General features: G+C 67.8%; 25 protein-coding genes and 1 tRNA gene. 12 read left to right on the top strand and 14 right to left on the bottom strand.

Translation table 11 applies throughout. The features are described 5' to 3' along the window. The first annotated feature begins 26 nt into the window (after window positions 1–26). Window positions 27–635, top strand: a complete 609-nt coding sequence (locus GZ64_RS0105205) for a TetR/AcrR family transcriptional regulator (protein ID WP_029265398.1) — start codon at window positions 27–29, stop codon at window positions 633–635. Here the strand turns inward: GZ64_RS0105205 and GZ64_RS0105210 are convergent. Genes GZ64_RS0105210 through pdhA form a run of 3 tightly spaced genes read right to left on the bottom strand, consistent with a single transcriptional unit; the run spans window position 628 to window position 4108 of the window. Next, window positions 628–1983 carry a dihydrolipoamide acetyltransferase family protein gene (locus tag GZ64_RS0105210; RefSeq protein ID WP_029265399.1) on the bottom strand — a complete coding sequence of 452 codons (1356 nt, stop codon included), beginning with the start codon at window positions 1981–1983 and terminating at the stop codon, window positions 628–630. The two genes, GZ64_RS0105205 and GZ64_RS0105210, sit on opposite strands and share 8 nt — an antisense overlap. Next, complete coding sequence (locus GZ64_RS0105215; protein ID WP_021200538.1) at window positions 1980–2990, bottom strand: alpha-ketoacid dehydrogenase subunit beta; 1011 nt, start codon at window positions 2988–2990, stop codon at window positions 1980–1982. The genes GZ64_RS0105210 and GZ64_RS0105215 overlap by 4 nt, the downstream gene beginning before the upstream one ends. Then, entirely contained in the window at window positions 2987–4108 is a 1122-nt protein-coding gene (gene pdhA / locus GZ64_RS0105220; RefSeq protein ID WP_029265400.1) for a pyruvate dehydrogenase (acetyl-transferring) E1 component subunit alpha, read from the bottom strand. The genes GZ64_RS0105215 and pdhA overlap by 4 nt, the downstream gene beginning before the upstream one ends. Before the next feature lie 171 nt (window positions 4109–4279). On the opposite strand from pdhA, the gene GZ64_RS0105225 reads away from it, so the two are divergent. After that, window positions 4280–4753, top strand: a complete 474-nt coding sequence (locus tag GZ64_RS0105225; protein ID WP_021200536.1) for an Lrp/AsnC family transcriptional regulator — start codon at window positions 4280–4282, stop codon at window positions 4751–4753. Here GZ64_RS0105225 and GZ64_RS0105230 read toward each other — a convergent pair. Beyond that, a complete protein-coding gene (locus tag GZ64_RS0105230) occupies window positions 4725–5624 on the bottom strand; it encodes an alpha/beta fold hydrolase (protein ID WP_029265401.1) in 900 nt (299 codons plus the stop codon). The two genes, GZ64_RS0105225 and GZ64_RS0105230, sit on opposite strands and share 29 nt — an antisense overlap. A gap of 82 nt (window positions 5625–5706) precedes the next feature. Here GZ64_RS0105230 and GZ64_RS0105235 point away from each other — a divergent pair, with 82 nt between their 5' ends. The 3 genes from GZ64_RS0105235 to GZ64_RS0105245 all read left to right on the top strand — a co-directional run bounded on the left by GZ64_RS0105235 (window position 5707) and on the right by GZ64_RS0105245 (window position 7934). Next, window positions 5707–6432, top strand: coding sequence for a 3'-5' exonuclease (locus tag GZ64_RS0105235; protein ID WP_029265402.1), 726 nt, complete (start codon window positions 5707–5709; stop codon window positions 6430–6432). Between the two features lie 101 nt (window positions 6433–6533). Then, on the top strand, window positions 6534–7448 hold the full coding sequence (locus GZ64_RS0105240) for a helix-turn-helix transcriptional regulator (RefSeq protein ID WP_029265403.1): 915 nt from the start codon (window positions 6534–6536) through the stop codon (window positions 7446–7448). Window positions 7449–7616: 168 nt separating this feature from the next. Then, window positions 7617–7934, top strand: coding sequence for a DUF7882 family protein (locus GZ64_RS0105245; protein WP_021200532.1), 318 nt, complete (start codon window positions 7617–7619; stop codon window positions 7932–7934). A 44-nt stretch (window positions 7935–7978) separates the two neighbouring features. Here the strand turns inward: GZ64_RS0105245 and GZ64_RS0105250 are convergent, their stop codons facing one another. Both GZ64_RS0105250 and GZ64_RS0105255 read right to left on the bottom strand, forming a co-directional pair. After that, complete coding sequence (locus tag GZ64_RS0105250; RefSeq protein ID WP_021200531.1) at window positions 7979–8239, bottom strand: DUF6458 family protein; 261 nt, start codon at window positions 8237–8239, stop codon at window positions 7979–7981. 119 nt (window positions 8240–8358) lie between these two features. Then, entirely contained in the window at window positions 8359–9603 is a 1245-nt protein-coding gene (locus GZ64_RS0105255) for a globin domain-containing protein (RefSeq protein ID WP_331280730.1), read from the bottom strand. A 106-nt stretch (window positions 9604–9709) separates the two neighbouring features. Here GZ64_RS0105255 and GZ64_RS19660 point away from each other — a divergent pair, with 106 nt between their 5' ends. After that, window positions 9710–10336, top strand: a complete 627-nt coding sequence (locus tag GZ64_RS19660) for a helix-turn-helix domain-containing protein (protein WP_029259200.1) — start codon at window positions 9710–9712, stop codon at window positions 10334–10336. A gap of 4 nt (window positions 10337–10340) precedes the next feature. Here the strand turns inward: GZ64_RS19660 and GZ64_RS0105270 are convergent. Further along, window positions 10341–10414, bottom strand: a tRNA-Ile gene (locus GZ64_RS0105270). 30 nt (window positions 10415–10444) lie between these two features. Further along, window positions 10445–10981, bottom strand: coding sequence for a gamma carbonic anhydrase family protein (locus GZ64_RS0105275; RefSeq protein ID WP_029259199.1), 537 nt, complete (start codon window positions 10979–10981; stop codon window positions 10445–10447). 130 nt (window positions 10982–11111) lie between these two features. Between GZ64_RS0105275 and GZ64_RS0105280 the strand changes: the two genes are divergently transcribed. Then, window positions 11112–11597: a Dps family protein gene (locus GZ64_RS0105280; RefSeq protein ID WP_029259198.1), complete on the top strand. Its 486-nt coding sequence runs from the start codon at window positions 11112–11114 to the stop codon at window positions 11595–11597. A gap of 80 nt (window positions 11598–11677) precedes the next feature. Here the strand turns inward: GZ64_RS0105280 and GZ64_RS0105285 are convergent, their stop codons facing one another. Genes GZ64_RS0105285 through GZ64_RS0105305 form a run of 5 tightly spaced genes read right to left on the bottom strand, consistent with a single transcriptional unit; the run spans window position 11678 to window position 16563 of the window. Next, window positions 11678–13174 carry an amidohydrolase gene (locus GZ64_RS0105285; protein WP_029259197.1) on the bottom strand — a complete coding sequence of 499 codons (1497 nt, stop codon included), beginning with the start codon at window positions 13172–13174 and terminating at the stop codon, window positions 11678–11680. After that, window positions 13171–13815, bottom strand: a complete 645-nt coding sequence (locus GZ64_RS0105290; RefSeq protein WP_029259196.1) for an FMN-binding negative transcriptional regulator — start codon at window positions 13813–13815, stop codon at window positions 13171–13173. The genes GZ64_RS0105285 and GZ64_RS0105290 overlap by 4 nt, the downstream gene beginning before the upstream one ends. A 39-nt stretch (window positions 13816–13854) precedes the next feature. After that, complete coding sequence (locus GZ64_RS0105295; RefSeq protein WP_021200524.1) at window positions 13855–14853, bottom strand: Fpg/Nei family DNA glycosylase; 999 nt, start codon at window positions 14851–14853, stop codon at window positions 13855–13857. Between the two features lies 1 nt (window position 14854). Next, window positions 14855–15340 carry a ribose-5-phosphate isomerase gene (locus GZ64_RS0105300; protein ID WP_021200523.1) on the bottom strand — a complete coding sequence of 162 codons (486 nt, stop codon included), beginning with the start codon at window positions 15338–15340 and terminating at the stop codon, window positions 14855–14857. 38 nt (window positions 15341–15378) lie between these two features. Further along, a complete protein-coding gene (locus GZ64_RS0105305) occupies window positions 15379–16563 on the bottom strand; it encodes a ferrochelatase (protein ID WP_029259195.1) in 1185 nt (394 codons plus the stop codon). Window positions 16564–16742: 179 nt separating this feature from the next. On the opposite strand from GZ64_RS0105305, the gene pepN reads away from it, so the two are divergent. The 5 genes from pepN to GZ64_RS0105330 all read left to right on the top strand — a co-directional run bounded on the left by pepN (window position 16743) and on the right by GZ64_RS0105330 (window position 24233). Then, on the top strand, window positions 16743–19295 hold the full coding sequence (gene pepN / locus GZ64_RS0105310; protein WP_029265409.1) for an aminopeptidase N: 2553 nt from the start codon (window positions 16743–16745) through the stop codon (window positions 19293–19295). Between the two features lie 154 nt (window positions 19296–19449). Beyond that, on the top strand, window positions 19450–20520 hold the full coding sequence (locus GZ64_RS0105315) for a mechanosensitive ion channel family protein (protein ID WP_416338484.1): 1071 nt from the start codon (window positions 19450–19452) through the stop codon (window positions 20518–20520). Continuing rightward, window positions 20517–20966: a globin gene (locus GZ64_RS0105320; RefSeq protein ID WP_021200519.1), complete on the top strand. Its 450-nt coding sequence runs from the start codon at window positions 20517–20519 to the stop codon at window positions 20964–20966. Before GZ64_RS0105315 ends, GZ64_RS0105320 begins: the two co-directional genes overlap by 4 nt. Then, entirely contained in the window at window positions 20963–22627 is a 1665-nt protein-coding gene (locus GZ64_RS0105325; protein ID WP_029265412.1) for an FAD-binding dehydrogenase, read from the top strand. The genes GZ64_RS0105320 and GZ64_RS0105325 overlap by 4 nt, the downstream gene beginning before the upstream one ends. A 133-nt stretch (window positions 22628–22760) precedes the next feature. Further along, window positions 22761–24233: a serine hydrolase domain-containing protein gene (locus GZ64_RS0105330; RefSeq protein WP_081859681.1), complete on the top strand. Its 1473-nt coding sequence runs from the start codon at window positions 22761–22763 to the stop codon at window positions 24231–24233. Here GZ64_RS0105330 and GZ64_RS0105335 read toward each other — a convergent pair. Further along, a complete protein-coding gene (locus GZ64_RS0105335; RefSeq protein WP_029259189.1) occupies window positions 24212–24877 on the bottom strand; it encodes a hypothetical protein in 666 nt (221 codons plus the stop codon). The genes GZ64_RS0105330 and GZ64_RS0105335 overlap by 22 nt on opposite strands. Window positions 24878–24922: the final 45 nt, after the last annotated feature.

Consider the following 24922-nt stretch of genomic DNA (forward strand, 5'->3'; position numbering starts at 1 on the left):
ATTCAGGTTAGCGAGGATTAACTGAGATGACAAGCCCGGTCACCGCCCGAGACCGCGCCAAGGCTGAACGGTCGGATGCGATCCTGCACGCTGCCGCGCGTCTCTTCGCCGCGCGTGGATACAGCGGCGTGAGCCTGGAGGACATCGGGGCTGCCGTCGGCGTATCCGGACCGGCCGTCTACCGTCACTTCGCCGGCAAGCAGGCACTGCTCGGGGCCGTACTCGTCAAGGTGAGTCAGGATCTGATCCGCGGTGGACGGCAGGTCTCCGAGGAAACTCCGACCCCCGACGAGCGGATGCGTGCGCTGATCGGCTTCCATGTCGAGTTCGCGCTGGGCAATGCCGAGGTCATCCAGGTGCAGGATCGTGATGTCGCGTTCCTCTCCGAGACGGACCGGGCCGAGGTCCGCCGCCTCCAGCGCGCGTACATCGAGTTGTGGATGGCAGCATTGTCGCCGTTGCATGCGACGCCGGGCGGCGGCGCGGATCAGGATGAGCTGCGGTTGCGCGTGCAGGCGTGCTTCGGGCTCATCAACTCGACTCCCCACAGCACCCGCGCCGCCGCCAGGCGGCATTCCGCCACCGCGACCGTACTGATCGCGATGGCGGACGCGGCTCTGCGCGCGACTACCTGAGCAGCATCGCCCGTCCGGGCTCTTCGAGGATGTCGGCGACATCCTTGAGGAAGCTCGCCCCCTCGGCTCCGTCGACCAGACGGTGATCGAACGAGAGGCTGAGGGTCATCATCTGCCGCAGGGCGATCTCGCCGTGGTGCTCCCACGGCTGACGCCGCACTGCTCCGACGGCCAGGATCCCGGATTGCCCCGGGGGCAGGATGGGTGTGCCGGCATCGACGCCGAAGACTCCGATGTTCGAGATCGAGAACGTGCCGCCTGCGAGTTCCGCCGGCGAGGTCTTCCCCGCACGGGCCACCTCGGCCAGCGACTTCACGGCATCCGCGAGACCGACGAGGGTCAACTGCTCCGCATCACGGATCATCGGGACGATGAGGCCCCGATCCGTCGCGGCGGCGATCCCCAGGTCGACGTAGTTGTGCTGGACGATCTCCCCGGCGGCCTCGTCCCAACGCGAGTTGAGCCCGGGCGTGCGGCTCAGAGCGAGACAGACGGCCTTCGCGACCACCGCGAGCGGGCCGATCCGGTGTGCGCTGAGGGAGCGATCGTCGCGAAGACTCGACAACAGGTCCATCGTCGCGGTCACGTCGACCGTGTGGAAGACCGTGACATGGGGGGCCGTGAACGCGCTCTGCACCATCGCCGCCGCCGTGTGCTTGCGCACGCCGCGGATGGGGATGCGGGTCTCTCGCTCCGCGTCTGTGAGCACTGACGCGTTCGACGGGGTGGGCGTCGACGACAGGTCGTCGGCACGCGGCGTGCGGTGGGCGATCCGCTCTGCGTATTCGTCGACGTCGCGGCGGGTGATGACTCGGTCCCCCACGTCGGCGGCGACCAGCACGAGATCGATGCCGAGACGCTTGGCATGAGCGCGCACGGGCGGGGTGGAGCGCGGCCGTTCGATGACCGCATCCACGGCTGCCGAGGGGCTGGCGTCATGCGGTGCGGCCTCGAGAACGGCCGTGTCGACCGGTGCCGGGGTGGCTCCGATGCGCCGAGCCCGTCGCGCAGGGCGGCCGGCGGTCGTGGGGGCGGCACCGTAGCCGACGAGGTTCGGCTGCGCCTTCTCCTCGGAATCCGACGCGGGTGCGGGCCCATCCTCGTCCTCCCCCACCACATCGAAGGCGATCAGCGGAGCACCGACGGCGACCGTCTGGCCGGCCTCGGCGTGCAGGGCCGATACCGTGCCCTCATAGGGCGAGGGCAGCTCGACGACCGCTTTCGCCGTCTCCACCTCCGCGAGAGTCTGGTTGAGCGAGACCGCGTCGCCGGGGGCGACGAGCCAGGTCACCACCTCGGCTTCGGTCAGTCCCTCTCCGAGGTCCGGAAGACGGAACTCCGCGATCATGCCCCTGCTCCCGTCAGACTGTTCGGTCGGTCCAGCACCCGGTCGACGGCATCGAGCAGCCGATCGAGATCGGGAAGGTGATACTTCTCGAGCTTTGCGGGCGGGTAGGGGACGTCGTGTCCGGTGACGCGCAACGGCGCCGACTCGAGGTACTCGAAGCAGCGCTCCGTGATGCTCGCGATCACCTCGGCTGCGACGCCGGCCTCGCGAGAGGCCTCGTGGGCGACGACCACGCGTCCCGTCTTGCGCACCGAGGCGGCGACCGAGTCGTAGTCCACCGGTGAGAGCGAGCGGAGGTCGATGACCTCGAGAGAGACGCCCTCGTCCGCTGCCGCGTCGGCCGCCTGAAGCGCCGTGGAGACCATCGCCCCGTAGGTGATCAGGGTCGCGTCGTTCCCGGTGCGCACGACGCGCGCGAGTCCCATGGGCGCTGCGTCCGCGAGCGGCGCCTCCAGATCGACATCGCCCTTGTGGTGGTACAGGCGTTTCGGCTCGAAGAAGATCACCGGATCGTCGGAGGCGATCGCCTGTCGCAGGCTGCGGTACGCGTCCTCCGGGTTCGAGACCGCGATCACGCGCAGACCGGCCGTGTGCACGAAGTAGGCCTCCGGGGACTCCGAGTGATGCTCGGCGGCGCCGATGCCTCCTGCCCACGGGATGCGGATGGTGATCGGCATCTTCACCCGGCCCTGGGTGCGGTAGTGCAGCTTCGCGACCTGAGCGACGATCTGGTCGAACGCGGGGTACACGAAGCCGTCGAACTGGATCTCGACCACCGGCCGATAACCGCGGAACGCCAGGCCCACGGCTGTTCCGACGATGCCCGACTCCGCGAGCGGAGTGTCGATCACCCGCGCTGCGCCGAACTCGTCGAGCAGCCCGTCGGTGATGCGGAAGACGCCACCGAGTTTCCCGATGTCCTCTCCGAGCAGCACCACCTTGTCGTCGTCGCGCATCGCCTGACGCAGTCCCGCGCCGAGCGCCTTTCCGAGGGTCAGTTCGGTCATGCGCCGGCCTCGCCCTCGAAGGAGGCGAGGTACGCGGCGTACTCACCACGCTGACGCTCGAGCCCGGTGTGCGGTTCGGCGTAGACGCCGTCGAAGACCGCGAGGGGCGGGCGCGTGACCATGCCGAGGCATGCGGCGCGCATCTCCTTCGCCACCGCGTCTGCTGCCGCCTGGGTCTCGGCGAGGTGCTCGTCGGTCAGATCTCCCGTGGCGCGCAGATGGGCTTCCAGCCGTGCGATCGGATCGCGTCGGCGCCAGGATTCGAGTTCGTCCTGGTCACGGTAGCGCGTCGGGTCATCGGCCGTGGTGTGCGGCCCCATTCGATACGTGACCGCCTCGATATAGGCGGGCCCCTTGCCGGCACGTGCATGATCGAGGGCCCAGCGCATGGCAGCCATGCAGGCGAGCACATCGTTGCCGTCGACGCGGACGCTGGGGATACCGAACCCCGGAGCCCGCCCGGCGATCGGATACTGCGACTGCACGGAGACGGGCTCCGAGATCGCCCAGTGGTTGTTCTGGCAGACGAAGACCACGGGGGCCTGGTACGAGGCGGCGAAGATCATCGCCTCGTTGACATCGCCCTGACTGGTGGCACCGTCGCCGAAGTACGTGACCGCGACTTCCTTGGCGCCATCGTGCTGGATGCCCAAGGCATAGCCGACGGCGTGCAGTGTCTGGGCACCGATGATGATCTGCAAGGGCGCGACTCCGAGTGCGGCCGGATCGTACGCGGCGCCCTCCTCGCCGCGCCACATGCGCACATAGTCGCCCGGCTGGGCGCCGCGCGCGTAGATGACCCCGGTTTCCCGGTAGCTCGGGAACACGTAGTCCTCCGGCGCGATGGCGCGTGCCGTGCCGATCTGGGTCGCCTCCTGCCCCTGGCAGGGTGCCCAGAGGCCGAGCTGTCCCTGGCGCTGCAGGGCGACGCCTTCGGCGTCGATCCGCCGGAGGATGACCATGTCCCGCAGCAGTGAACGCAGTTGCGCACTGTCGACGTCGGCGACGAAAGGATCCAGCCGAGGGTTCGCGATGCGACTGCCGTCCGGATTGAGGATGCGCTCCGAGAGCTCCAGATCCTGGGCGGTGTCTGCGATGGGGGTGATCTGCGGTGACATCGTCGTCCTCCTCGTCCTCGGCGGCCCTCGTGAGGCTCCGCGCACTGATGCCAGCGTCATCACCGGCATGGTCTGAGAGTACGTCTGCTCAACACCTCGCTCAAGCATTCTGAAAGGGCTTGAGCATGTTGCTCAATTTGGCGCGGAAGGCTCCTGCTAAGGTTTGGCACTATGCCAGGACTGGACCGCATCGATCTCGAGCTTCTCGCCGCACTCGCTGACGACCCGAGGACCACGATCGTCGCGCTCGCGGAGAGCCTGGGCCTGTCCCGCAACACGATCCAGGCGCGGATGGCACGTCTCGAGCAGAGCGGGATCTTCCTGTCCTACGAGAGGTCGTTCTCGCCTGACGTGCTCGGATTCCCGTTGCAGGCGTTCGTGAGCATCGGCGTCCGCCAGACGGAGCTTCCTCGCATCATCAACGAACTCGCCCGGATTCCCGAAGTCGTGCAGGCGCATGGGCTCAGCGGATCGATCGATCTGCTCGCACGCGTGGCCTGTCGCGACGCGCGTCACCTCTTCGACACCGACGCGCGCATCCTGTCGATCGAGGGAGTGGAACGCACCGAGACCTCACTCGCCATGGGCGAGGTGATCCCGTTCCGTGTGGCCGGCCTCATCGGCCTCGCACGACGGGAATCCTGAGGAAGCGCCGGATCGCCCCTGCGGCCTCCGCCGGCGTCTCGTAGTGGATCAGATGCCCGACGTGGGCGATCTCGACCAACCCGGCGTCCGGGAAGAGCGTCGCCAGCTTCCGCTCCGCTTCGATCGGCGTGATGTCGTCGCGTTCGGCCGCCACCAGGAGCGTCGGAACGTCGATGTCGGGCGCGAACTCGCGGACGTCGTGCGAGACGCTCGCGACGAAGGCATCGCGGAGCACATCACGATCGGAGAACCGGGAGAAGTAGGTGTCATGCTGGTCGTGGATGAACCGCCGGAGCTCGGGGTCCTTCGTCTTGGCCATCGTGATGCTCATGACCCGCACGATGATCCGATTGCGCAGCAGCGCGGTTCCGAAATTCTCCGGGAGCCGGGCACCGAGGGCGTAGTAGAACACGGCCAGGCGCGTCATGAGCCCCTTGGGCCCCTCGAGCGCGGGGGCACCGATGGGGTTCACGAGGATCAGGCGCGGAGTCTGCAATCCGCGGGCCACCGCCGCGGCCGTCACGATCGACCCGAAGGAGTGGCCGAGGATGACCGCGCCGGGTGCGACCTCGGTGGCGAAGTCCGTGAGCCATCCGGCGTACTCGTCGAGATCGTGACGGCGTCCCGGCAGCGGGGCCGTCTCACCGAAGCCCGGAAGGTCGGGCGCGATCACCCGCACCTCCGGGAGGTATGCGAGCACCGGTTCGAGGCCATGGTGCTCGCCCCGGAAGCCGTGCACCGCGACGACGGTCGTCTCGGCGTCTTCGGGTCCGTACGCCCAGTACGCCGTGGTCGCCCCGCGCACCTCGACCTCGTGGCGTTGCACGGGCAGACGACGAAGACGGTCCGCATACGGGGAAGGCACGGTCATCCTCAGAGTCTACGAGTCGCCGTGTCTACGAGTCGCCGTGCGCCTTCTCCTGAATGTCCGCGGCCGACCATAGCGTGAAGCCATGCCAGCCGGTCCCCCGTTTCCTGCCTGGCTCACCCGTGTCGGGGTGTTCGATCTGGAGACGACCGGAGTCGACGTCGAGTCGGACCGCGTGGTGACCGCCTACGTCGGTATCCTCGACGCCGACGGCAGACAGGTCGCGTCCCGTTCGTGGCTTGCGGACCCCGGTGTGCCGATCCCCGACGGCGCAACCGCGGTGCACGGGATCACGACGGCGCACGCGCGAGCCCATGGGCGGCCCGTCCCTGAGGTGGTCGCCGAAGTGACTGCTGCCCTGCGGTCCCTTTTCCGGCGGGGTGTGCCGGTCGTCGCCTACAACGCGTCGTTCGACTTCTCGCTGCTCGCCTGCGAAGCCGCTCGGCACGGGGTCGACCCGCTCACCGACCCCGCACCGGTGATCGACCCGCTCGTGATCGACAAGGCATATGACCGCTACCGGCGCGGTCGACGCACGCTCGAGGTGGTCGCGGCGCACTACGCCGTCCCGTTGGAGGGCGCCCACGAAGCGTCTGCGGATGCGATCGCCGCCGGGCGCGTGGCGCAGGCGCTCGCCCGTCAGTTCCGTCTCCCCGAGAATCCGGTACAGCTCCACACGCACCAGATCGGCTGGGCCCGCTCGCAGGCAGCCAACCTCACCGAGTACTTCGTGAGCATCGGACGTCTGGAACCCGATGACATGCTCGATGGACGCTGGCCGGTGCGGCACGCCGGCCCCATCGTGGAGTGACGTGCGTCGCTGCTCCTCGGCTCGGAATCAGGTGTCGTGGGATACGCTCCAGATGGTGCGCCCTCGAGTGGGATCAGGGCGCAAAGCACGAGGAGCAGCCCATGCAGTTCACGTCCGTCGATCTCGAACGGGTCGAGTCCACGTGGCAGCAGTTCGTTCCCTCGGCCTCCCTCCAGAATGCTGATCCGCGGAGCTTTCGATTCGACTGGCGATCCGAGGAACTCGAGACCGCGTCGTTCGTCGACTATCGCCTTTCCGCTCAGGTGCATTCGCGGGCCGAGCCGCAGGATCAGTTGCTCGTGTGCCGTGTGGACGCTCCGGACGCGCGCGTCTGGTCGGGGCGCGCTTCCTTGGACGCCGAGGCCGTCTGGATGTCAGACGGCACTGAGGTCGAGGCCAGATGGGACCGGTCGGCTCGCGTTCGCGCCATCGTCTTCGACCAGCAGGCCGCGCAGAGCAGAGCGCGGCAGATCACGGGCGACGATCGGCGAGAGCTTCGCACGACCGGACTCGCGCCGCACTCCGTCATGGGTTCCCAACGGTGGGAGCGGATGTTCGCCTACCTCGACCAGTCCCTGCGGGACGGGATCGCAGACGATCTGCTCGTCGCCGAGCTCGAACGCCATGCCCTGATGATCACGCTTTCGGCGTTCCCGACCACATTCTCCGAATCGCTGCGGCGCCCGGCGCAGCGCGCCGGTGCACCGGCGGCCGTTCGCCGAGCGCTCGCCTACATCGATGCGAACGCGCATCTGGCGATCACCATCGACGACGTCGCGGCCGCGTCCTACATCTCCACTCGTGGTCTGCAATACGCGTTCCGGCGGGCGCTCGACATCACGCCTGCGGATGCTCTGCGTCGGGCGCGCCTCGACGGCGCCCATCGTGATCTCCGCAACGGTCGGGGTCGCTCGGTCGGCGAGGTCGCTCGACGCTGGGGCTTCAGCAACTCCTCGCGGTTCGCTTCGGCCTACCGCGAGGCGTACGGGATGGCGCCCGCACTGCCATCGACCTGACAGGGAACGAATATTCTCTTCGCGTCGCTCGGCGGGTCGGGGGCGAGCGCGGGGCGTCGGAGCGATCTGCGGTTAGAGTTCGAGTGTCCCGGACCTCGGTCCTGCGAGCACGCCCCCGAGGAGAACCATGGTCCACGCGCGCCACCCCGACGAATCGTCCCCACGCTGATGGGAAGCCTCTACTACGGCGACGCGAAGACTCCCATCCACATCGATGACCGCGCGCTCGCGCATCTCAAAGTGGTCATCGCCACCAAGCTCCGTCGTAACGAGAGCTTCACCCTCTCGTGGCGGCACCCGGACGGCGATGCGCCCGGACGTTCCACCCTGTGGCTGCATCCCTCGATCCCGCTCCGCTTCGTCTTCCAGGACGCACAGACGCCGGAGCTGAGCAGAAGGTGGATCGAAGAGCTGGCTCATTCCGCGAGTTCGAGCGGTGGCATCACGCTCGTCGAGGAACATCTCGAGAGCGTCACCGCCGACTGACGGCGCCCGACACCCTCCGAGCTGGACGCCGTCAGCGGCTGGGCTCACACCGCTTCGTCGCCGCTGGTGCTCACGGAGCGACGCGTCGTCGGCTCTCCGGTGGCGGGATCGACGAAGGTGCGCGACACCGTCTCGGTGCGACGCCGACGTGCGAGCAGCACGATGCCGATGAGGAAGACGACGACGCCGGCCCCCATCAGGATGTAGCCGACCATGTCGAGGTCGACCCAGGGAACGTCGACGTTGATCGCGAAGACGAGGATCGCCCCGATCACGAAGAGCGCGATTCCGCTGCCGATGCTCATGGTGCCTCCCGTTCTGCGGCGCGGTGCCGCACATCGAAAGCATGGCGTGGTGCGGCACCGCCGAGGAGGGGCTTGACATCCGCGCGCCCGTTCCCCTCCCCCCCCTGTGTGCGGAGACCTCAGGCGGCGTCGGTCGCGGGCTGCTGCAGCCAGAGATCGGGGCCGAAGACCTCGTAGGCGATCCGCTCAGCGGGCACTCCTCGGCGCAGAAGGGTCGCTCTCGCGTTCCGCATGAACTCGAGCGGTCCGCACATGAACACGACCGCGTCGTCCGGCAGCTCCACATCGCTGAGGTCCATCCTGCCCGGAAGAGCGGGATGCAGGGTCGGGGCCCCGTCTGCGTCCTTCGCGTACCAGTTCTGTGCCCTGGCGTCGTCCATCGCGAGCACCTGACGACGAAGTGAGGGATACAGCGCATGCGTGTCGTGGGCGCGGTCCGCATGGAAGAGCCGCACAGTGCGGCCGGGAGAACGTCGCGACAGGTCCTCGACGATCGCAGCGATCGGAGTGATGCCGATACCCGCCGACACCAGGATCAGCGGGTGCTCGTCGTCGTCGAGCACGACATCGCCCGCCGGCTGCGATACGTCGAGCACTGTTCCGGGATGCGCGTGCTCATGCAGCCAGGTCGACACCAGGCCGTCGGGCAGGCCGCCCTCACCGCGTACCCGCTTCACCGTCACCCGCAGCGAATCGCCTCGCGGCCCGGAGGAGATCGTGTATTGGCGCGGCTGTCGGGAACCATCCGGCAGGTCGACGGCGATGGCGACGTACTGGCCGGTACGGTGCGAGGCCACTGCCCCCTCAACGGGAGCGAGGAGCAGGGAGATGACGTCGTCGGACTCCACCACGCGCTCCACGACGCGGTGTGTGCGCCACGGCTGCTCGGGATCAGTTCCGCCCTGCGCGTAGAGCTTCGCCTCCTCCGCGATGAGCGAGCAGCCGAAGAGCCAGTAGACCTCGTCCCAGGCGGCTCTGACCTCGGGGGTGACGGCATCGCCCAGGACCGTCTGGACAGCGTCGAGGAGGTGGTGCCCGACGATCGTGTACTGGCGTGCCTGTATGCCCAGGGAGACGTGCTTGTGAGCGATCCGGCGCATGACGGGCGTGAAATCGGGGGCCTCGGGGTCGATGAGGTGGACCGCGAACGCGACCACCGATGCGGCCAGCGCCTTGGGCTGCTCGCCTATCGCCTGGTTTGCACGATTGAACACACGGAGCAGTTCCGGATGTGCGGCGAACATCTCGCGGTAGAACAGCGTCGTGATCTCGTCCGCATGCTGCGCGACGACTCCCGCGGTCGCACGCACGACCGCCTCGGACTCCGTTGAGAGTTTCATGACTTCCCTTCTCTTCATCGTCATGGTTCTCCCACCCTTTCCCGCGGCGAGGGTACGCGCCGGGTCTTTCACCGGGTTATTTCCGGTGGAAAGGAGTCCTGGACTGTTCGCGCCCGCCTATCCTCGCCACATGCCCCGTCGCGCCCATGACTTCCGAGGACTCACTCAGCCGCGTCGACTCCAGCTGCTGCACGCCATACAACAGGCGCCCGGCCGGCGCGCCGGCGCGCTCGCCGAGGAGAGCGGCATCCCGCTGAACACCGTCCGGGATCATCTGCGGGTGTTGGAGGACGAGGGGCTGATCCGCAGTGAGACACGAAGGTCCGGCGGTCGAGGGCGTCCGTCCGTCGTCTTCCATCCTGTGCGCGACGTGACATCGAACACCGTCACGCGCGCGCGCGTCGACGGGGCGAGCGAGCGGGGGCGGATGCTCCGAGCCGTGACGGACGATGCCCCGACTGCGCTCGAGGAGGACGCCCTGCGTCAGGTCGACGTCCTCTACGAACACCTCGACGACGCCGGTCTGGACCCCGTCGTCGATGAAGCGGCGCTGCGCTTCGACTTGGCTCCGTGCCGCTATCAGGGGCTGTTGGCGGAGGATCAGGCGCTCGTCTGCGACGTTCACGCCCAGCTCGTCCGCGATGTGCTCCAGCTCAGCGACGGGCCGCTCGAGATGCAGCGGTTGGATCCGTTCGTCTCGCCGCGGCAATGCCGGCTGTTGCTCGGGCGGAGGGAACCCGGGAGCGGTCGTGGCTGAGGAGTAGGGCGGGCGGGACTTGAACCCGCGATCGTTGGGTTATGAGCCCACTGCCTTAACCAGCTTGGCCACCGCCCCGTACTCCTCCCAGCCTAGCGGCCGGGGCCGTCAGGCCGAGGTAGCCGACGAGTGCGTCTGCGAGTGCCCCAGATAGATGTCGGCGTTGGCGATGAGTCCCGCACGCTCCTCTTCACTGAGTGCCCGACGCACCTTCGCGGGAACACCGGCGACGAGGGAACCGGCGGGGATCTCCGTCCCGCCGAGCACGACGGCGCCTCCGGCGACGAGGCAGCCTTCACCGATCACCGCACCGCTGAGGATCACCGATCCCATGCCGACCAGCGTGCCGTCGCCGATCGTGCAGCCATGGACGACCGCATTGTGTCCGACCGATACCTTGGCACCGATCACGACCGGGTGTCCGGCATCCACGTGCACCGAGACGTTGTCCTGCACGTTCGAGCCGGGACCGATGACGATCCCGGCCGAGTCGCCACGAAGCACGGCGTTGTACCAGACGCTGGAACCGGCGGCGAGGGAGACTTCACCGATGATGCGCGCCCCGTCTGCGACGAAAGCCGTCGCGTCGATCGACGGGGTGCTGTTCGGCAGGGCGAGGACAGAGGCTCCGGACGCGATGCTCATGAGGCGAGACTACCCTCACTTCCCCGGAATCACGCGGAAGTGAGCCGAGCCTCAGCTTGCTTGCGGAATGTATGAGGCTGAGTAGCGTTGTCTTCATCAGATACGAGAACCCGTTCCAGAGGAGCACAAGATGAGCAAGGCACAGACCGTTTCCACCACCGCCATCGACCCGACCGTGGCTGCAGGGGCGGCCCAGTTCCTCTCCCCTGTCGTGCTCGGCCTCCAGGCGCTGACGCTCAACGGCAAGCAGGCGCACTGGCATGTCCGCGGCGCCAACTTCATCGGCGTCCACGAGTTGCTCGACACGATCGTCGCCCACGCCGGTGACTTCGCAGACACCGCCGCAGAGCGGATCGTCGCGCTCGGTCTGCCGATCGACGCTCGCGTCAACGCAGTCGCCGACAAGGCGGGAACCACCTCCGTCGCCGCCGGCTTCGCCCAGTCGGACGAACTGATCCGCGCCGTCATCTCTGACATCGACGCGATCCTCGTCGACGTCAAGGCCGCCGTCGACGGCCTCGACGAGGTCGACCTCACCAGCCAGGACGTCGCGATCGAGATCCAGCGCGGCCTCGAGAAGGACCGCTGGTTCCTGGTCTCGCACATCGCCGCCTGATCTGATCGGCACAGCAAGGGGCGATCCTCGGTTCTCCGAGGATCGCCCCTTCTTCGTGCGCGCTTCGTGCGTGCGGAAGATCAGCCGATGTGGGTGACGTATCCGGCCAGAATCGTGGAGCGAACGGGCATGGATCGCAGGTCCGCCCCTGTCGCCGTGCGAGGATCTGCGGCGCAGAGGGCGATGTCGGCGGGCTCGCCCGGACGCACCGACGAACGCACGCTCGCCTCGAGCGCCTGGTCGATCGTGATCCGTTCTTCCGGATGCCAGGGTTCCCGCGCGTCGTCGGTGCGCGATACCGCAGCCGCGATGGCGTGCCAGGGGTCGAGCTCGGCGACGGGTGCATCGGATCCGAAACGCAGGTGCACGCCGGCGTCGCGCAGCGATGCCAGTGGATAGCCGATCGCGGTCTGCTCCGCCCAGTGGCGATCCACCAGATCACGGTCATCCACGGCGTGCTGCGGCTGGACGCTGGCGACCACCCCGAGGCGCGCGAACCGCGCGAGATCGCTGTGTCGGACGAGTTGCACATGCTCGATCGACCCGACGGCGCCCGTGGTGGTGAAGGCGTCGAGCGCCGAGGTGATCGCCCGGTCGCCGATCGCATGCACGGCCACGCCCAGACCAGCGCCTGTCGCCCGGGTCAGGAGCGCGACGAGTTCATCGGAAGGCACGGTGAGCATCCCGAAGTTGTCGGGGTCACCGGGATAGGAGTGCGAGCAGGCGGCGGTTCGCGTGCCCAGCGAACCGTCGGTGATGATCTTCAGCGGCCCGACGTGGACCAGGCCTCTACCAGGTGTCGGAACGTCGTGCTCCTCGCGGAGTTCTCCCGTGCGCAACCCGGCGCCGATCGCACGGTCGAGGTCGAAGGGGTAGACCGCGAACTCGACACGGTGCCAGGCGAATCCGGCCAGGACCCGTCGGGGCCAGGCTTCCGCACTCCACGCCATGTCGAAATCGACCAGGCCGGTGATGCCGCGCGTGGCGGCCTGCTCTCCAGCGCGCATCATCGCGCGGTCGCCATGGGCGGCGTCAACCGCGTTGAGGCGCCGCGAGATCTCGAAGGCGTCGGTCTCGCGGAGCATGCCGTCATCGCTCCGGAACCCCTCACGAGCGAGTGCCGCGCTGTTGAGCCAGACGCTGTGGACGTCGGCATTGATGAGGTAGGTCGGGATATCCCCGGTCGCCGCGTCCAGGAGGTCGAGTGAGGGCCGATCCGACCACAGGGCGTCACGGAAACCGGTGCCGACACGACGTCCATCCGGCAACGGGGCCACACCGCTCATCGCCGCGGCGGCAGCGGCGGCGGATTCCAGGTGACCGAGCGGCGCTCGTTCCGATGCCAAAGCCCATTGCACCGTGTGCACGTGGTTGTCCCAGAGCCCCGGAACGGCCCAGGCGCCATCACCGCGGATGACCTCGCCCCGCGCCGGCAATGCACCGGTCGGCGCGATGTCGACGATGCGCCCGTCGGCGATGAAGATGTCCACGGGCTCGTCATCCATCAGGAATTCACGCCCGGGGCCCGCAATCCGCACGGCCGTGATGGTGTCGATCGCCGCTCCGCGTTCTGTCACTGCTGTCGTCCTCCTCGGCGCGCGTCCTGTGCGCGCCGCATCTCCGCGGCGAGAGCCGGGTTGGAATACGGTCCGTCGGTCGACAGCGCGGCGATCACCGTCTCGATCGTCTCCGGCGGCTTGTTCTGACTGAGTTTCCTCTTGGCGACGACGCGGGTCGGCGTCAACCGGAAGCCGACAGTCCCCGAAGCGAGCCGCTCGATGTATCCCGGGTCATTCGGACGCTCCCACATACGCCTCGGTTCGGGCATCCGCGATTCGAATCGCTCCACCAGCCGGTCGAGGACGACGAGGTTCTCTTCGTCAGTGAGGATCTCGGGCACGCCGGCCAGATGCACGGCGGTGTAGTTCCACGTCGGCACGGCGGCGACATCGCCGTACCAGCCCGGAGACACGTAACCGTGTGGACCCTGGAACACCGCGAGCATCTCTCGCCGGCCCATGCCGTGGATGAGATCGTCCGGACGGCCGACGTGCCCGACGACGGTCAGGTCGTCGCGCGATTCGTCGAGGAGAACGGCGTAGTGGGAGGCGACGAGTCCGTCATCGCCCGCGCTCATGATCGTCGCCCACGGATTCGCCTCGATCACTCGGCGGATCTCGGTCACGTCGGCCAGCGTGAAGCTGGGATTCTGTCGCATTCGATCAGCCTAGAACGGATGGCGGTGGCAGGTGCGTGGTCAGGCCTGACAACGGGGGCACCAGTAGAGCTTGCGCGCGCCGATCTCCTCGAGGGCGATCTCCGTCCCGCAGATGCGGCACGGAAGCCCCGCGCGGTGATACACCCAGTGGCGGTCGTCGCGGTTTGCCATCGCCGCTCGATAGTCCGCACCGGTGAGGCCGTCCATCGTCATCATCTGCCCGGTCTCCACACCGACGGCGAGCAGCCGCACCCAATCGTTCCAGAGCGCACGCACGACGTCTTCGGGCACATCCCGACCAGGTGTGTGCGGATTCAGCCGCTGCCGGAACAGCATCTCGGCCCGGTACACGTTCCCGATGCCGCTCACGACCGACTGGTCCATGAGCAGGAGTGCGATGACCGTCGGCTTCTTCCGGACCGCCCGGACGAACCGTTCTTCGTTCTCGACCGGATCGCCGACGAGCGGATCGGGCCCCAGCTTGGCGACGGTGGCGAGCATCTCTTCGGGCGTCTGCAGCACACAGGCGGTCGGTCCTCGGAGGTCGGCTGCGGTGATGTCGGTCATCAGGCGAAGGCGCACCTGCCCGACGACAGGAGGAGGCCACTCCATCCCCTCGTCGGCGAGGCCCTTCGTCTGCTCCGACATGCGCACATGCACCCGGGTGCGTCGAGGGGCTCCGATCGACGCCAGCGAGTTCTCCCCCGCATCATCGAGGATCGGCTCGTCGAGGACGGTGCCCCGCTGGTTGGTCTGGCCCATCCGCCCGTTCGCCGAGGCGATGGTCGGGTCGACGAGGATCTCGCCCGCGAAATCCCACGCCCCGTACAGACCGAGGTGCACGCGGAGCCACAGATCGCCTTCCGTCTCGAGGAACATCTGCTTGCCGACGGCCTGCACGCTCACCGCCGCGCGCCCGTCGAGGACAGCGGCACCTTCGGCGAACCGGCCCTGCGGGCTGGAGGCGCTCAGCGTCTTGCCGACGAAGTTGCGGTCGAACTGACGAGCGATCCGGTGGACGGAATGACCCTCGGGCATCTCAGGCCCGCGGGTCCGGGAGCAGGGAGCCGTCGCGTTCGAAGTCCGCGATCTGGCCGATGCGCCGCACGTGGCGCTCGTCTCCGGAGAACGGCGTCTCGATGAAACGGTCGATGAACGAGGTGACCTCGTCGTAGGTGTGCTGTCGTGCGCCGATGGAGATCACGTTGGCGTCGTTGTGCTCGCGGGCCAGTTCTGCCGTCGAGAGGTTCCACACGAGTGCGGCACGGACGCCTTCCACCTTGTTCGCAGCGATCTGCTCGCCGTTTCCGGAACCTCCGAAGACCACACCCAGAGCTTCGACGCCCGCCCGCTGATCGGCGATGACCGCCTGAGCCGCGCGGATGCAGAACGCGGGGTAGTCGTCGACCGCGTCGTACTCGATCGGACCGTGATCGACGACCTCGTGTCCGGCTGCGCGCAGATGTCCCTGCAGCTGGGTGGAGAAGTCGAGGCCCGCGTGGTCGGTGGCGATGTGGATGCGCATGACTCCCATCCTAGAAGTGCGCGTGCATCACCGAGAGGTCACGGGGCGACACCGGCCGCGGCCGGCTTGAAGCCCGCGCGGATGTTCTCACAGCACCCGGGACGGCACACGTCGAAACCTCCCGGGAGGGACGTGACATGCGCGCGCTCTTCGTTGGGGCGTCCCTGGAGACGCTCTTCGATCAGGTCAACGATGCCCGTCACGAACGCCGGTGACACGCCCGGGGTGGGTGTGCGCGTGAACGCGAGGCCCGCCTCCTCCGCGGCTTCGGCCGCTTCGGTGTCGAGATCCCACAGGACCTCCATGTGATCGCTCATGAAGCCCACTGGTACGACGGCGACGGCCTTGCGACCGCGCTCGGGCAGCTCGCCGATCACGTCGCACACATCGGGCTCGAGCCACGGCTGCGAGGCGGGGCCGGAGCGGGACTGGTAGACGAGTTCCCAGGACACATCGGCGGATGCCGGAACGGTCTGCCGCACGCGGTCCATCACCCAGGCGGCGACGGCGAGATGCTGTGCGGCGTACGCACCGCCTTCGCCCCAGTCGATGTCCCGTGCGCCGGAGCGCTCGGCGTCGGCCGTCGGGATGCTGTGCGTCGAGAAGAGGATCTGGATGTCGGCTGCGGCGACACCCTCGGCGAGGAAGCCTTCGACAGCCTCCCGCACGCCGGTCTCGAACGCTTCGACGAACCCCGGGTGATCGTAGAAGGGACGGATCTTGTCGATCGTCACGGTCTCGCCCAGGCCCGTCTCCTCGAGGATGCGGGCGAAGTCCTCGCGATACTGACGGCAACTGGAGAACGAGCTGTATGCACTGGTGGCGAAAGCCAGGAGGGTGTTGTGACCGTTGCCCGACGCCTCGGTGACGACCTCTTCCAGGTACGGGGCCCAGTTGCGGTTCCCCCAGTAGACAGGGAGCGTGATGCCTCGCTCGACCAGGGCGTTCTCGAGCGCCTGCTTGAGCACACGGTTCTGCCCGTTGATCGGGCTCACTCCGCCGAAGTGACGATAGTGGTGTGCAACCTCTTCGAGTCGTTCGTCGGGGATGCCGCGCCCGCGCGTCACATTCCGGAGGAACGGGATCACGTCTTCCTGACCCTCCGGCCCGCCGAATCCGGCGAGAAGGATCGCGTCGTAGGCGACCGGCGTGGTCACGAAGGGCGCACCGCCGGAGGCAGCAGGCGAAGCAAAGGGAACGACATTCGGCTCGATCGCAGTCACCCCTCCATCCTCCCACCTCGGCGGAGTGCGGGAGTGCGCGCATTCACCGTTTCTATCCGTTTCCGTTCCTGCGCCGCTGCGAGAGGGCATCCGTCGCACTGGCGTAGGCTGTCAGGGTTGCCGTCGGCGCCAACTGCGCCCAGCCCCGGTGACATCCCCTCACCCCTGGGAGTACAGCTGTGCCTGGAGAGAACCTCACCCGCATCGAAGCGCAGGAGCGCCGCGACGTCGTCGACACTCAGTCCTATGAAGTCGCCCTCGATCTGACCAAGGGCGCCGAAGTGTTCGGCTCCCGCAGCGTGGTGCGCTTCACCGCGACACCGGAGGGCTTCACCTTCATCGACCTCATCGCCCGCGAGGTGCGCGAGATCTCGCTCAACGGCGAGCAGTTGGACCCGAACGAGGTCTTCGCCGACTCGCGCATCGCGCTCACCGGGCTGCAGGCCGAGAACGTCCTCGTCGTGGACGCCGACTGCGAATACACCAACACGGGAGAAGGACTGCACCGCTTCGTCGACCCCGTCGACGGGGAGGTCTACCTCTACTCCCAGTTCGAGGTGCCCGACTCGCGCCGCGTGTTCGCGGTCTTCGAGCAGCCCGACCTCAAGGCGACGTTCCAGTTCACCGTGACGGCACCGGCAGCGTGGAAGGTCGTCTCCAACTCCCCCACGCCCGAGCCCATCGTGCACGACGACGACGTCACCGCCACCTGGGGCTTCGAGCCGACCCCGCGCATCTCGTCGTACATCACCGCACTCGTCGCCGGACCGTATGAATCGACCTTCTCGGAGCTGACGAGCGCCTCCGGCCGTGTCATCCCGCTGGGCGTGTACGGCCGCAAGAGCCTGTGGCAGCACCTCGACGCCGACTACATCTTCGACAAGACGCGCGAGGGCTTCGCCTACTTCGAGTCGAAGTTCGGCGTGCCGTACCCGTTCGCCAAGTACGACCAGCTCTTCGTGCCGGAGTTCAACGCCGGCGCCATGGAGAACGCGGGAGCGGTCACCTTCACCGAGACCTACGTCTTCCGCAGCAAGGTGACGGATGCTGTCAAGGAGCGCCGCGTCGTCACGATCCTGCACGAGCTCGCCCACATGTGGTTCGGTGACCTCGTCACCATGAAGTGGTGGAACGACCTCTGGCTGAACGAGTCGTTCGCTGAGTGGGCGTCGACCATCGCCACCGCCGAGGCCACCGAGTGGACCGAGGCGTGGACCACGTTCAACGCCATGGAGAAGACCTGGGCCTACCGCCAGGACCAGCTCCCGTCCACTCACCCGATCGTCGCCGAGATCAACGACCTCGAAGACGTGCAGGTGAACTTCGACGGCATCACATACGCCAAGGGCGGTTCCGTCCTGAAGCAGCTCGCCGCCTGGGTCGGCATCGAGGCGTTCTTCGCGGGCGTGTCGCAGTACTTCCAGAAGCACTCCTGGGGCAACACCGAGCTGAGCGACCTGCTCTCGGAGCTGGAAGCCACCAGCGGCCGCGACCTCAGTTCCTGGTCGAAGAAGTGGCTGGAGACCGCCGGCGTGAACACGCTCGAGCCGGTCATCGCAGAGGACCACGATGGAAAGATCTCGCGCTTCGCGATCACGCAGACCGCGCCGGCGGACTACCCGACGATTCGTCCGCACCGGCTCGGAATCGGCTTCTACACGCTGACCGACGGTTCGCTCACGCGCACGCACTACCTCGAGGTCGACGTCGACGGCGACCGCACCGAGGTGCCCGAGCTGCAGGGTCTCGCCCGGCCCGACCTCGTGCTGCTCAACGACAACGATCTCGCCTACGCGAAGATCCGCCTCGACGAGAAGTCGCTCGCCACCGCAATCGCGCACCTCGCCGACATCCACGACCCGCTCGCCCGCTCGCTCGTCTGGGGTGCCGCGTGGGATCAGACCCGCGACGCCGAGACCGGCGCCTCGGAGTACCTCGACCTCGTGCTGGGCAACATCGGTCGCGAGACCGAGTCGACGACGGTGCGCACCACGCTCGCCCAGCTGCGCACTGCGGCGACGCTGTACGTCACGCCGGCCGACCGCGAGGCGGCGCGGCTGAAGATCGCCGACGGCCTGTGGAGTCTCGCGGAGTCCGCCGAGCCGGGCAGCGACAGCCAGCTGCAGTTCGTCACCGCCTTCGCCAACGCGCTGGTCACCCCGGAGCATGCCGGCATCGTCGGGCGTCTGCGCTCCGGCGAGGACACCCTGCCCGGGCTCGAGATCGATGCCGACCTGAACTGGCAGCTCCTCGTGGGCCTCGCCACGATCGGCGCGACGGATGCCGCGACCATCGATGCCGCTCTCGCCGCGGACAACACCGCCAAGGGCGGGGAGTTCGCGGCACAGGCCCGCGCCTCTCTCCCGGACTCGGCGTCGAAGAAGGCCGCATGGGCGTCGCTCATCGAGCGCGATGACGCCCCGAACACGATCGTCCGCTCGGCGGCACTCGGCTTCACGCACCCGTCCGGAGCAGCGGCGCTGAGCGAGTTCGTCCCCGCGTACTTCGACATGCTGCTCCCCGTCTGGGAGTCGCGCACCTATCAGATCGCGCAGTACCTGATCGTCGGGCTCTTCCCGACGGCCCTGGCCGACATCGCCCTCCGCGACGCGACCCGCGGCTGGCTGGCCGCCCACCAGGACGCTGCACCGGCACTGCGCCGACTCGTGCTCGAGAATCTGGCCGATGTCGAACGGGCGCTCGCTGCGCAGGCGCGCGACGCCGAGGACTGATACCGGAGTACATCCGAAACGGAGACCATCTGTCTCGCCCTGGGAGTGTCCACACCACGACACGCCCCGGCTGAGGCAGATGGTCTCCGTTTTCGCGTGCGGCATCCACCACCCAGCCAGTGCAGAGGCCCGATCGCTAGGATCGGTGGTGATGATGATCCCCTCCACGACAGACACTCCCCCAGACCCCGTGCCGCTTCCCGACTGGGTGACGGCGCTGCTCGGCTGGCTCGGAAGCATCGGCATGAGTGCCCTGACTGTGGCGCTCATCATCGCCAGCTGCATAGTGATCGGGCTCATCCTCCGCCTGGTCATCCGGCGCGTCGTGCACCGCATCGTCGACAGCGCCAAGAACAAGGCGTCTGTCGACGACACGCAGGCGCTCGAGCGCTCCCCGCTCGCTGACATGCGCCTGGTACAGCGCACCCGCACCCTCGGGACGATCCTGCAGAACATCGTCAATGTGATGCTCGTCGTGATCGCGATCGTCCTCATCGTGAACGCCCTCAACCCGACGCTCCTCGGCTCGCTGACCCTCCTCACCGCAGCGGTCGGTGCCGGCCTCGGTTTCGGCGCCCAGAACATCGTCAAGGACGTGCTCAACGGGATGTTCATCGTCGCGGAGGACCAGATCGGTATCGGCGATGTGGTCGACCTCGGTCTCGCGAGCGGTGTGGTCGAGTACGTCAGCGTGCGCATCACGCAGGTGCGCGACGTCAACGGAACCCTCTGGTACGTGCGCAACGGCGAGGTCACCCGTATCGGCAACATGTCACAGGGATGGGCACGCTCCATCATCGACATCGGGGTGCCGGCCGACTCGGACCTCGACCAGGTCGAGCACATCATGCTCGAGACCGCGCAGGGCCTGTCGAAAGACCCGAAGTGGCGCACCCGCATCATCGAGAAGCCGGAGCTGTGGGGACTCGAATCCATCGACGGCGATGCGCTCGTCGTCCGCATCGTCATCAAGGCCCGTGCGAATGCGAAGGACGACGTGGCCCAGGAGCTGCGTCGTCGCCTGCGCGCCGCCCTGCTCGAGAAGGAGATCGGCGTGCCCCGCATGGTCGACGTCGTGCCGACGGGGCTCGACGGCGCACGTCGGGTACGAGGAGCGAACCCACCCAGGACCCGTCCGAACGCGGTCACGGGCGTGCCGATCATCCCCGATCGTGGGATCTGGCGCCGCAAGAAGCCGAATGATGACGGGAGCCCTCAGAAGTGACGTTCTACGACGAGATCGGCGGGCATGAGACCTTTCGGAAGATCGTCTCGGTGTTCTACCGCGAGGTCGCGCTCGACCCGGTGATGAAGCCGATGTACCCCGAGGAGGATCTCGGACCGGCGGAGGATCGGCTCCGGATGTTCCTCGAGCAGTACTGGGGAGGGCCGACGACCTATGGCGAGACGCGAGGGCACCCTCGGCTGCGCATGCGACACATGCCCTTCCACATCGATGCCGATGCCCGCGATCGTTGGCTTCGTCATATGAGAACGGCCGTCGACGAAGCGCAGTTGTCTCCTCTGCACGAAACGACGCTGTGGGACTACCTGGAGCGCGCCGCCTATGCCATGGTGAACACACTCGAGCCTTCCGGCATCGGCGCCGGTCCCGGCGGCCGTCCCACGCTCGAGACCCGCTCACGTCAGGAATCAACGGAGAACTCATGACGACAACGCCCCTGTCCACAGACGTCCTGGTGATCGGATGGGGGTTGGCCGGTCTGGTGGCCGCCGCAGAAGCGCTCGACGCCGGTCGGCGCGTGATCATCGTCGACCAGGAGCCACGCACAAACCTCGGTGGACAGGCGTGGTGGTCCTTCGGCGGTCTCTTCTTCATCGACTCCCCCGAGCAGCGGCGCTTCGGCATCAAGGACTCCCTGGAACTCGCCACTCAGGACTGGTTCGGAAACGCCGACTTCGATCGGCCGGAGGACGAATGGCCTCGTCGCTGGGCTGAGGCCTACCTGCAGTTCGCCGCCGGCGAGAAGCGCGCATGGCTGAGAGAACGCGGTGTCGGCTTCTTCCCCGTCGTGGGTTGGGCGGAGCGCGGCGGGTACGGCGCCACCGGTCCCGGCAACTCCGTCCCGCGCTTCCACATCACCTGGGGTACCGGTCCGGGGATCGTGGCCCCTTTCGCGGCGGCTGTCGAACAGGGCGAGCGGGAGGGACGGCTCACGGTCCTCCCCCGCCACCGCGTGACGGAACTGCTCGCCGCGGACGGGACCGTCACCGGAGCGCGAGGCGACGTCCTCGCGACGAGCGGATCCAGCCGCGGTGTGCCGTCCTCCCGCGACGTCATCGGCGACTTCGAGATCACGGCGAGATCGACCATCGTCTCGTCGGGCGGCATCGGAGGAAACCACGACCTCGTCCGCGCAGCCTGGCCGGCGCGCCTCGGTACCGCGCCGGAGCACATGCTCACCGGGGTACCGGCATACGTCGACGGATCGATGCACGGTGTGAGCGAAGCTGCCGGCGCCCGGCTGATCAACGGCGACCGGATGTGGCACTACGTCGAAGGCATCACGAACTGGGACCCGGTGTGGCCGTCACACGGCATCCGTATCCTCCCCGGCCCCTCCTCGCTCTGGCTCGACGCGACGGGTAAACGACTCCCTGTCCCCCTGTTTCCCGGATTCGACACCCTCGGAACGCTGGAGCACCTGCGCACGACCGGTCACGACCATTCCTGGTTCGTCACGTCACGCCAGATCGTCGAGAAGGAATTCGCACTTTCCGGCAGCGAGCAGAATCCCGATCTCACCGGCAAGGACGTCGGTCTCCTGGTGAGATCGCGCCTGGCCAAGGGACCGACCGGGCCTGTGCAGTCGTTTCTCGACGAGGGCGAGGACTTCATCGTGGAGAACGACCTGGAAACGCTGCTCGAACAGATGCAGCGGCATCCGGGCGGGGAGCTCCTCGACATCGACAACGTCCGGCGCGAGGTGCTCGCCCGCGACCGCGAGATGCAGAACGATTTCACGAAGGACGCGCAGATCGGGATGCTCCGATCGATGCGCAGCTACCGGGGCGACAGACTGATCCGTACCGCCGCACCGCATCGTCTCCAGGATCCTGCGGCCGGACCGCTCGTCGCCGTGAAGCTGCACGTGCTCACGCGGAAGTCTCTGGGCGGAATCAACACCGACCTCGAGGGCCGCGCTCTGAACCCGGCCGGAGAGCCGATCCCGGGGCTCTATGCGGCAGGCGAGGCGAGCGGCTTCGGTGGCGGGGGCGTGCACGGCTACCGGGCCCTCGAAGGCACGTTCCTCGGCGGTTGCCTGTTCTCGGGACGGACGGCGGGGCGGGCAGCGGCACTCGCGGGCTGAGGCACGTTCCGAGAGCGCCGGTTCCAGCTTTCCGGATGATGCCGTTCCGGGGATCCCTCCTGCCTGTTCGGGCTACCCCGAAGAAGTGTGTGCGTCACTCGAATCGCTCGATGTTCGTCCCTACTGTGGGCTCGTGCGCCTCCTCCCCGTTCTCGGTCTCCTGTCCGTTCTGATCCCGGGCACCGCGGTTCCCGCCGCCGCGACTTCCGCCCCACTCTCCTCCGACGCCACCGTGCAGGCCTACGTGGATGCGTTCGCGACACCGGGCATAGCTGCGGCGGTGGTCTCCGACGGAGGCGTCGAGCTGATCGTGCGCGGTCGGGATGGGGACGGGCGCACGATCACCCCGCACACGCTGTTTCGGATCGCTTCGATGAGCAAGTCGATGACGGCCACGGCGGTCATGCTGCTCGTTCAGGAAAGGAAGATCGCGCTCGACGACCGGGTAGTCGACACACTGCCGGAGTTCACCATGGCCGACGAGCGCTATGAGGAGGTCACGATACGGCAGCTGCTGTCGCACACCTCCGGACTCTCGCTGCGAACCAACCCCGAGTTCGCGCTCCCCTCCCCACGGACGACCGAGGCGGTCGTGGCCGAGCTCCGCGATCGGCGGCTGGTGGCCGAGCCCGGCGCCCGATTCGAGTATCACAACACCAACTACTCGATCGCGGCGCGCGTCGTCGAAGTCGTCTCCGGCCAGTCGCTGGACGACTTCTTCCGGCAGCGCCTCTTCGTCCCGCTCGGCATGCTCGACACACGGAGCGTCGATGCCTGCGATCAGGCGGTCGAACGACTTGCCCCCGGCTTCTCCGTCGTGCTCGGACTCGCCTACGTCATGCCGGAGATGCCCGGACGCTGCGGGGGGAACGGAGGTGTGGTGTCGACGCTCGCCGACATGGTGCGGTGGCTTCGGTTCCAGCAGGGCGAGGTCGGAGCGGGCGTCCTGGATCGCATACTTCTCGAAGAACTCCATGTCTCTCAGCCGGGCGCGGAGTCCTACGCCCTCGGCTGGCAACGCGCCGCTCCGGGCGGAGGTGACGCCCCCGGCTTCGTCTCCCACGGCGGCACATTGGCCACGTTCACCGGTTCGATGGCATTCGTTCCCGAGACGGGCCGAGCGGCAGTGGTGCTGACGAACGGCGTCGGCTCTCCCGGCGAGCTGGTGCAGAACCTGATCGTCGGTGCCGACGGGGTGGCGGCGAAGCCGTATGAGAATCCGCTGAACATCGTCAACGGGATCCTGTCGGCTCTCGCCGTGCTCGCTCTGATCCTTTTCCTGGTGACCGCACTTCGTGCTCCGCGGTGGGCGGCGCGGAGACGCGCAGCGCGAAGACCACGCGTCTGGCTTCGTCTGGTCCCGCTGACGCTCGTCATCGTGGCGGGCCTGTTCGTCCCGCTCGCACCGGCATTGCTCGGAGGATCGGTCGAATGGCAGTACTGGGTATTCGACCTCTGGCTGTTCCCGCTCCTCGATGTTCTCGGGATCGTGCTCGTGCTGGGGGGAATCAGTGCTCTGGTGAGCAGGATCGTCGCGCTCCTAGTCGTTCCGGTCGCGTCCCGGGGGCGCCTGCGCGCTTCGCGTCAGTCGAGCACGCCGGTCTGACGCACGCTCGTGAGGCCAGAGGCGACCGGTCCCCGAGAGAGCACATGCCCGCGCCGGAAGGCGAGTCGCGTCCATCGCCCGGATCGAGTCACCGATACCTGCTCCTCGCCGGAGATGAAACCCATCGCGTCCGCGGCGAAGGCGACCCCTCTCGGCAGACCCTCGAGCTCCTCGTCCGGCTCACCCCAGATCGCGGCACGCAGCGCCCGCACGGCTTCTTCTCCGGCGCCCGGCGTCGCGCCTCGGGCGACGGCGGAAATGCCCCACTGTGCTCGTCGGGCCAGCGTCGAGGCGTCGAGGACGGCTGACCGTTCCCATGGACCGCGAGGCGGAGCGATGCCGGCCCAGGCCGGAGAGAGGCCCGTATCCGGGAGGGTCAGGCGATCGGGGCCGTCGGTCTGCGTGAGTTGGTCGACGACGACATCGCACTCGAGTTCGGGGTCGGCATGGACGATGCGCATCGCGAGGATCGTCGGCGTCTGATCGAACAGACCGTGTGGTGCCAGGGCCGCCGTCGTGAGCGCGAGGACTCCCCCCGTCGCCTGCAGTCGTACGCCCTCGTCGCTGATTCTGGCGGCTCGCCCCACGAATGTCAGAACGTCTTTCGCCGTGTCGGCGTCGGCGAGGAGAAGGTGATGCGGCACGCGTTCTAAACTACCAACGGAGCGGCGTCCCGGGGCGCGGAGAGG

Source organism: Microbacterium sp. Cr-K32, assembly GCF_000708345.1.
GTDB classification, from domain to species: Bacteria; Actinomycetota; Actinomycetes; order Actinomycetales; family Microbacteriaceae; genus Microbacterium; species Microbacterium maritypicum_A.